The 9,173-nt window shown below is 66.4% G+C and carries 6 protein-coding genes; all 6 read right to left on the bottom strand.

What is annotated here, in order from left to right; genetic code table 11:
• Positions 1-94: 94 nt before the first annotated feature.
• Complete coding sequence (locus DS837_RS29505; protein WP_149168006.1) at positions 95-673, bottom strand: AbiJ-related protein; 579 nt, start codon at positions 671-673, stop codon at positions 95-97.
• A 153-nt stretch (positions 674-826) separates the two neighbouring features.
• Positions 827-1,801, bottom strand: a complete 975-nt coding sequence (locus tag DS837_RS29500) for a recombinase family protein (RefSeq protein ID WP_149168005.1) — start codon at positions 1,799-1,801, stop codon at positions 827-829.
• 760 nt (positions 1,802-2,561) lie between these two features.
• Entirely contained in the window at positions 2,562-3,959 is a 1,398-nt protein-coding gene (locus tag DS837_RS29495) for a glycosyltransferase (RefSeq protein ID WP_247890195.1), read from the bottom strand.
• A gap of 473 nt (positions 3,960-4,432) precedes the next feature.
• Positions 4,433-5,320 (bottom strand): ParB/RepB/Spo0J family partition protein, encoded by an 888-nt coding sequence (locus DS837_RS29490; protein WP_149168003.1) that lies wholly within the window; start codon positions 5,318-5,320, stop codon positions 4,433-4,435.
• Positions 5,310-6,317, bottom strand: a complete 1,008-nt coding sequence (locus DS837_RS29485; protein WP_247888480.1) for an AAA family ATPase — start codon at positions 6,315-6,317, stop codon at positions 5,310-5,312. The genes DS837_RS29490 and DS837_RS29485 overlap by 11 nt, the downstream gene beginning before the upstream one ends.
• 167 nt (positions 6,318-6,484) lie before the next feature.
• A complete protein-coding gene (locus tag DS837_RS29480; protein WP_149168002.1) occupies positions 6,485-8,797 on the bottom strand; it encodes a DUF4347 domain-containing protein in 2,313 nt (770 codons plus the stop codon).
• Between the last annotated feature and the right edge of the window lie 376 nt (positions 8,798-9,173).

Here is a 9,173-nt window from a genome sequence, read left to right as displayed (position 1 = left end):
AACGACTCGCCCGAGCCCGTCCCCGTCGATCCCATCCTCGCCTCCCGCAGCTGATCGGTACGCGCGGAAGACTACGGACCGGCTGAAACCTGGGCTACGTGGGGAGGCGATGCCGGATACGATGAAGCAGAGCCTCCAGGAAACGGAAGAACCGGCGTTGCGAGCAGGTATAGGCACCAACGGCCTCCAGGGCCTCATCGTTGTCCATGTCTGCGTTTCGGCGCATGTGGCGCTCAAGGTCATCCTGCACCGTTCCACCGGAATAGAGACGGGACGGCAGGCGGTCGATCGGCCAGATGTCCCGCAGGAACTCGAATATTGGCACATGGCCGGAAAGGTCGAATGGGATAAGCGCCCGGCCGATCGATCGCCGAAGGAGTTCGGAGATCAACCGCTCGCCAGCCTCCTCAACCCGCCCCACGGCCTCTTCCAGCTCATAGTTTGGGCCATCCTGCAAAAGCTGGTACGCAAGCTGAAGCAAACGCTCACGTGATAATCCGCTGATCCGCCCCTGCACATAGTTGCGCTTGCTGGCGAACGCCTCCTCGCGGTCGCCGGACGCGAGCCCCAGTCCCTCACACACCACCGGCAGGATGTTGGCGCTGGTCGGATACAGGGCTTCGACGATGGCACTGCGCAGCGGAGCAAGCGGGGCGGAGGGAGGCGGTGGCATCAGGACAGTCCAACCGTGAGGGGAATACGAAGCTTAAGCTGAAGCCATGCTACCAACAACGCCGAGGTATCAGCCCGTCATGACCGTGTCGCTTGGGAGATACGGTGAAGACGCTCGGGCTGCTCCCCTGACCACGGGTATTGACTGTCACTGTTATGGGATGCTTTGCAGGCCTTTGAGCGATTTGGGCGGACGCCCGCGCCGGCGAGGCGATTCTGGTGCAGGGAGAGGCCGATCTTCCAGAAGACCCTGTGCGACGGCCTGACCCAACAGGTTTTGAACCGACGAGACCGACCAGCGCGTTTCTCCGCGGGGCGTCCGGCAGTGCAGCTCTTCAAGGTGCCGGGCAATGTTGGTCAGGGTTGGGTTGTCCAGCGTCTTTACCGCCGAAGCGACCAGGGTGACGAGGTCGTCGCTGTCCCGCCGCCGCGGCGTACGCTCCAGCACCCGGTCGTCCACGAACCCGTCCCGCGCGAGGCGACGCACGGCACGCGCCAGGGCCGGCCCGGTCCAGGGGCCACCGTCGGGGCGCCGCGAGCCGTTTCTAGCCAGGCTGCGGGCCACGGTTGCCCAGGAATAGCCGGGCCGCATCGCGCGGACGTGCGGCAGGATGTCGTCGGCCACCCGCAGCACATCGGCGTCGCGCCGCGCCTCGCGGGCGTCGTTGACGGCGCGCACCGCCGCCGCGGAACGGAAGCGCAGGCCCGGATTACCGCCGATCCGGCCACGCTCCCTGGCGGCCTTCAGCCCGGCCTTGGTGCGCTCACGAATGAGCGCGCGTTCGAACTCGGCCACCGCGCCGAGGATCTGCAAGGTGAAGCGGCCCTGCGGGCTGGTGGTGTCGATGGGATCGCCCAGCGAGCGGAAGTCCGCCCCTTGGGCGTCGAGCGCCTCAATGATCTCCAGGAGATGGGCGAGCGAACGGGCCAGCCGGTCGATGCGCACGACGACCAGCACATCGCCGGCGCGGCAGCGCGCGATGGCACGCTTCAGCTCCGGGCGCGACCGGTCGCCGCCGGACCCATGCTCCCGGTGAATCGTTGAGCAACCGGCCGCCTTCAGCGCGTCGAGCTGCGGGTCGGTGGTTTGCTCGTCGGTCGACACGCGGGCGTACCCGATCAGGGCCATGAACCTCTCCCAGCGCAGCGGTCCGGAAACGGTGCACGCCGCCGAATTTTACCCGATTAAGCTTCAGACACCCTCGCCCGGCGTCCGCCTGGGGCGTTTTACCAAATACGCAAACGTTACGTAACGGTCGTTTGGTAAAATATATAGGCGTTGCGGGCCGCCGTGCGCTCCGCTGATCGCCCGGAGCCGTCAGCCGGCACGAGACAAGATGCCAAGCGGCGCCGGCCCCCATAGCGTTGGGACATCAGGCAATGAACGGCCCTCAGGCGGAGCGCGTCTTCAGCTGCCTTCCTGAAAGAACGTCGGCTTTTCAACGACATGAGGCGACGCCCCGCGCGCCGACAAGGAGCTTTTCGCATGAACCGCCCACATTTCGCACGATCCGGTCTGCAAAACGGGGGCAGGCAGCGTGTCGAACCCCTTGGAATCCGGCTTTTCGCACGAACCACCCGACAACGACACACTGCACCGCACCGCAGGACGCGATCGTGAACAACGGCGGACAGCACCGGCAGACCACCCACTGACGGAAGTAAAGATGGGAAACAGTATCGCCACCTGTGACGACGAACGCTTCCGGGCTCGGCTCCGACATGCCGAAAGCAGCCGAGAGTGTCGACACTTCCGTGATAACCGGATGGACGGGCAGCAAGACGCACCGCCGTGACGATACGCCCCGCTCCCGGTGCGCAGTCACACGCGCGATTCCTCGCGCCCGCCCCTCCTCAGAAGGGGCAGGTCCTCGCCTTGCCGGGGATGATCAAAGCGCCTTCAGCTTTTTCCAGGCGAACAGCACCATCCGCAGCAGCAGCCAACCGTGGGTGAAGCGGCTGATCTGCGTCTCGCCATAGCTGCGGTCGGCGTAGCGGATCGGCACCTCGACGATCTCCAGATTGAGCTTCGACGCGCCGAAAATCAGGTCAAAATCGCCGAACGGATCGAAGTTGCCGAAGTAATGGCGATTGGCGACGATCTGGTCGTAGTCGCGCCGCCAGAGCACCTTCGTGCCGCACAGCGTGTCGGTGAAGCGCGTGTTCAGCAGGAAAGAGAAGATGCGGGCGAAGGCGCGGTTGGCGATCCAGTTCAGGAAGCGCATGGCCTCGTCGTCCATCGGATAGACCAGCCGGGTGCCGTTGATGAACTCCCCCTGCCCGGACGCGATGGCGCGGTAGAATTTCGGCAGGCTTTCCGGCGGCACGGTCAGATCGGCGTCGAGGATCATCAGAATGTCGCCCCGCGCCGCGGCGAAGCCGGCCCTCACCGCGTCGCCCTTTCCCTTGCCCGGCTGCTTCATGACCTTGATGTCCCAGTCCGGATAGGCGGCCTGGACGCGAAGACATTCCTCGTAGGTGTTGTCCTGGCTGTTGCCCTCGACGTAGATCACCTCCACATCCGGGCAGAAGCGCGGCATGCGACGGATGGCGTTCTCTATGTTGCCGCGCTCGTTCCGGCAGGGGATCAGCACGGTGCAGGACGGCTGCCGTTCCTGTGCCCTGGCAATCGGGCGTCCCACGACATAATTGCGCAGGCAGAGTTTTCGGACCCCCGGCAACGGGGCGATGCTGCGATTGATGAGCGTGCCGAGACCGAGCAGCCGGCGCGGTACGAGCTGCCGCCATTCCCGCTTCACCGGCTGCCAGCCAGCGAGGGTCAGCAGGCCGGCGATGTCGGCGCTCGACAGCCAATTCATCTGCCCCTGTGGCATCTTCAGGCCGAACCGCTCGGCGGCGGCCAAGACTGGCTCCCACAGGCGGGAATGGTAGCTGACGATGATGCGCGTCTGCGGCGTGGCGAAGCGATGGAGCTGGCGCAGCGTCTCCTCGATGTCATCGAGGAAGCCGACGGTGTCGGACAGCAGGATGACCTCGAAGCACCCTTCGATCTCCGCCAGGACGGCGGGGTCCTCCGCGTTGCCGGTGTGGAATTCCAGCCCTGGATGGCGCTGCCGTGCCCGTTCGATCATCGCCGGGCTGAGGTCGATGCCCACCCCACGCGACGGCTCCAGGAAGGCCAGCGTGTCGCCCGTGCCGCAACCAATCTCCAAAATCGACGCGTTTTCCGGAATGAGGAAACGCAGATAGGCGCGGTCGGCCTTATGAAAGGCCCTGTTGCGCTCGACCCAGCGGTCGCGCTCGGGAGCAAGGCTGTCGAACAGCATCCGCACGCTCTCCTGACGGGGCGACAGGGAAGCTGCGTCACCGGTTCGGGTGGGAGCACCGGCTGCAGTGTCCTCGAAACTCTCAACAGTCATGAATAGGGTCCGTGACAACGTGTTCGGAAGCAACCGGGCCTCCGCCGAACAGGGCAAGCCAAGCGCGGCAGCCGGCAAAGGCCGGTGGTCCGGACGACAGTCCAACGGGCGGGCGCCACAGTGATACCGATCCCAGCAAAATGCAACCGGGGTGTGGAGGCGCTTCCCAGAGGACACAAACGGGGATTTCGTCACCCGGCGGCAGCGCGGACCTCCTGGAAAGTGACGCGCTGCGACAAGCCCCGGTCATAAGGTCCTCGCCCTTGAACCGGAGCATTGGTCAAAGATCATCGCCGCCGGAAAAGGCGGTCTCCGGACGGTGAGAATTCTCACCGCTATGTCCACAAAGGAATAACGGTGAGAATTCTCACCACCGCATGTCACTCCGGATCGTCGTCCAGGATGGCGTCGATGGTGCTGCGCAACGCGCGCAGAACCTCGCGGTCCACACCATCCAGCCGCTTCGGCTTTTCCTGAAACGCCTGCAGAGCGTCCCGTGTCCGCAGGATGTTGCGGGACACGCGCAGGCTGAAGGCGCTCAGCACGACCTCGGGCTCGTCCTCCCGGCGGACCGGCCGCTGCATCGGTGCGCCGGCATCCCCGGCTTGGGGCGGGACGGCGGGCAGGGGATCGCTGACCAGCATGTCCCACAGGCGCAGCTGCGCATCCGGATCGTCGAGGGCGGCGACCTGATACAGCTTGTAGCGCGCGAGCTTCCTGGGAGCGGTTTCATACCGCTCGCGCACCGCGGCGGACACCTTCGTCAGGGCGATGGTCCGGGTGATCTCGGCCCGGTCGCGCCCCATGATCTGGCCGAGGTCGGCGTGGGAGTAGCCATGCCGCTCGACAAGCGCCACGAAGGCATCCGCCTCTTCGAACGGTGTCAGCTCGGCGCGCAGCACGTTTTCCACCACCGCCACCTCGGCGGTGTCGATGCCGTCCGGCACCAGGATGCAGGGGACTGTCTGTTGGCCGAGCGCGCGGACCGCACGCAGGCGCCGCTCTCCGAAGACGAGCTGGAAGCGGCTCGGTCCCAGCTCCCGCACCCCGATCGGCTGCTGCAGGCCGTGCTTGCGGATGGAGTCCGTCAGCGCGGCGAGGTCCGCCTCGTCGAAACGGCGGCGCGGCTGGTCGGGGTTGGCCTCGATCCACTCCACGTCCGGGTAGACGAGCCGGACGCCCTGCTCGGGCTCCGCAAAGACGGCGAGCGCGCCGCGGCTCATGGCGTTCAGCCGGGCGAGGTTCCCGGTCCCAAGTTTACGCGACATGGGCCACCTCCACACGCTTGTGGCGCTCCGCGGCGATGGCGTCGGCGAGCGCCCGGTAGGAGGACGCTCCCGGCGCGTCGGGCACCGCCTCCAGAGCGGCGCGGCCGGCAAGGGCGGCGTCACCGTAAATGGTCGCCCGCGGCACCGGCGGGAAAATGCGCAGCGTGCCGCCCAGCGCGCTGTGAAGCTGCTCCAGGGTCACCTGATGCTGGTTCAGCCGGGCATTGTGCATGGTCGGCAGGATGCCCAGGACGGCGAGGCTGGGGTGGCAGCGCCGCTTCAGCTTGTTGATCGTCTTCAGCAGATGGTTCACGCCGATGGAGGACAGATACTCGGTCTGGCAGGGGATCACGATGACGTCCGACGCGACCAGACCGTTGGCCGTGCACTGGCCCAGGTTCGGCGGGCAGTCGATGAAGATGAAATCGTAGGCAGCCCGCGCGTCCTGCAGCCGCTCCCGCAGGGCCATCGGGCCGCTGGGATCGGCGGTCAGCTCCACCTCGACCGACGCCAGCTCGATGCTCGACGGGGCGATCTCCAGCCCGATGTCGCCCACCGGAACCACGATGTCCTCGACGGCGACCTCTTCGCGCAGCACGTGGGCGAGCGACTTGCGCCGGCCCTCCTCATACTCGATCAGGTCGATGCCGAGATGCGCCGTGGCGTTGGCCTGCGGGTCGGCGTCGATGATCAGCACGCGGTAGCCTTCGCGCGCCAGGATGCTGGCGGTGTTGACCGTGCAGGTGGTCTTGCCGACCCCGCCCTTCTGGTTGGCGAGGCAGACGACCAGCGCCGGGCCGTGCTTGCCGTCCACCACCGTCGTCTCCTTCAGCAGGAAACGGACCACCGCGTCGGGGATCTTCTCGCTGTTGCTTTCCCAGCGGGAGATCTTGGACCGGTCGTAGCGCCGCTCCAGCCGCTCGTTCAGCCAGGCCGCGAAATCCGGCTGTGAAAGTTTGCGCTCCTCGCGCAGGAGCCTCATGTCTTCGCCACGCACGTCAACCTCCACAGCGAATGCGCTTGCCGTGTTCAACCGATACGACGGAGCCCCGAATCGGTCAAGGTTGACAGTCATCCCTGTTGCATCAACAGCTGGCATCAACAGAAAAAAGCCGACCTGGGGGATAGCGTCCCCCGGGTCGGCGCGTTTGGAACCGCCTCGCCTTACAGATTGATGAAGGCGACGTAGTTCTGGCCGTCCACCGAACCGGTGGTTATGCTCATCGCGCCCACGGCCTTGCCGGTGAAGGTCATGCTGGCGTCGATGGTGCCGTTGCCGTCGATGTCGCAGTGGACCGTGGCGCCCTTGTAGCCTTCGGCGCCGCCCATCTCCTCCCAGGACAGCTTGGAGACGCCCTCCTGATAACCCCAGAGGGTGGACCACTCGCCCTGTTCCAGATCGGTGACGGTGGACCAAGTCGTCGCGCCGCCGCGGCCATCGACGAAGAAGGTGTCCTTGCCCGAGCCGCCGATCAGCCAGTTGGAGCCCGCGCCGCCGTCCAGCACGTCGTCGCCCGCCCCGCCCCAGGCCGCGTCGTCGCCGCCCAGCAGGTTGAGGAAGTCGTTGCCGTCGGAGCCGCCCAGCACCTCGCCACGGTCGTCGCCCAGGAAGCTCCACTGCAGACCCGAGAACGGACCGTCGTAGGCGTAGGCCTTCACGTCCTCCGTCACGCCGTCCACCGTGCGCTGCAACGACGCGAAGGGACGGTCGTCCACCGGCGGTTCGGTGCCGGTCGGCGGGGTGGTGGTCGGCGGCTCCGTCGTCGGGGGAGTCGTGGTCGGAGGTTCGGTGGTCGGCGGCTCCGTCGTCGGAGGAGTCGTGGTGGGGGGTTCCGTGGTCGGCGGCGGCGTGGTGGGCGCATCCACCAGCGTGACGGTGCTTCCGCTGATCTGGAACTGCCCGGCGGTGAAGCTGCCGGCAAAGCGCAGGGTGACGTCGGCGCCCGCTGTGGCGTCGGTGCCGATGTGCAGCAGGGTGACGCCGTCCACCGTCTCAGCCTGGACCTGCCCGGTGGTCAGCTGGCTGCCGTTGCCGGCGGTCGTCGTCCCGGTCATCGCCGTGCCGGTGATGGTGAAGGCGTCGCCCACCATGGCCCCGGTGATGCCGCTGGTGAATCCGTTGGCCTGGGCGTTGGTCATCGTCACCGTGTGACGGGCACTGCCGACCAGATCGAGATTTTCCACGCTGGTCAGGGTCATGCCGGAGAGGTCGATCTGCGGCGTCGCCGTGGTGATCTTGCCTTCCGGATCGGTCACGTCGTCGGAGCTGATGCGCAGCGTGTCGGTGCCGGTGCCGCCGTCGTAGGAGACCGTGCCGGCGTCACCCTGGGCGGCGATGATGAAGGTGTCGTTGCCGGCCCCGCCCTGGATGACGTCGGCCTCGTCCATGGTGCCGTGTTCACCGCTGTAGAAGACGTCGTCGCCGTCGCCGCCGATCATCGTGTCGGCGTCCCAGTCACCGATCAGCGTGTCGTTGCCGGCCCCGCCCATGAGGCTGTCCTTGCCGCCGCCGCCGACCAGCAGATCGTCGCCGTCGTCGCCGTAGAGCATGTCGTCGTCGGCGCGCCCGAAGATCTGGTCGTTGCCGGCGCCGCCATGGACGGTGTCGTTGCCGTTGCCGCTCTCCAGCGTATCGTTCCCGGCACCGCCGGTCACCGAATCGGCGCCGTCATGGGCCCAGAACCACACGGGGTCGTTGCCGGCCACCATGGTGTCGTCGAAGTTGCTGCCGACCCAGCGCTCGATGTCGATGAAGGTGTCGCCCGCGGCGTCGCCCGTGCTGTTCCCCGGAGTTAGCAGGTCGAGCACGAGGCCCGTTGTGGCGGTCTCGTAGGACGCCTCGTCGAAGTCGGCCCCACCGTTCAGCACGTCGGCGCCGGCACCGCCGATCAGCGTGTCGTTGCCGCCACCGCCGACCAGCGTGTCGTTGCCGGCGCCGCCCTCGATGACATCGGGCTCGTCGTCGCTGGTCAGCAGGTCGGGCCCCGCCGTCATGGTGCCGGTCACGGCCAGCACATGGGACCAGCCCTCAGCGCCGGCGAAGGGGGAGGGGGTGACGACGGGCGCGGTGCTCTGGTCGAGGGTCCAGGACGCGCCCAGCGCATCCGGGCCGACCGGACCCGAGGCGGCGGCGACCGTGGCGCCGGTGGCGGCGGCCAAGCGGTCGAGGAGCAGACGGCCCGCCGCGCCCGCGCCGGCATGGCAGGCGTGGATGTGGATCTCGGTGCCACGCGCGTCCGGCCAGGAGCGGTCGAGCAGCGACCGCGCGTCCAGCGGGCTGGAGCCGATCAGGACTCGCCCCGGCTCGCCATGGGCCACCAGATGCAGGACGGACGGACGCGCGGCGAGAGCCGCGGCCAGCACGGCATGGCCATCGTCGGCGGCGGAGACGAGGGTGACCTGGACGTCGGAACGGCGGCGGCTGAGCAGCCCGTCGAGATCCTCAAGTCCAGCGTCCGCGATGATGACTTCGGTCAAGGGAGACTCTCCGTGGATTTTGTTGTGATCGCTGGGGCGCCCGGTCGCATCGTTCACGGATACGGGGTAGCGCGACACCCATTCACATGCGCCTTCGGAGATGCATCCTGCAATTGCCCAAGAGGAAATAACACATCCTCGTAGTGACAACTTAATTTGTGCGTTATCTTACTTGATAACAAAAAACTCGTTATTCATATGATCAGCATGTTCTTTATGATGAACAGATAGTTGATTTATCCATCAAGGTTTGATTGAGGGAAATATGGCGAATTCGACCTGGATTTTTGGGGAATGATGCCCACAAAGGAATTAACCCCAACCAGGCGGAACGACGAAAAAAGCCGGCCCGGAGCGGTCTCCGGGCCGGCCCTTT

This window comes from Azospirillum brasilense (assembly GCF_008365405.1).
Lineage (GTDB): Bacteria > Pseudomonadota > Alphaproteobacteria > Azospirillales > Azospirillaceae > Azospirillum > Azospirillum brasilense_D.
Note: the sequence above shows the minus strand (reverse complement) of the source record. Positions and strands in the feature narration are given on the sequence as shown.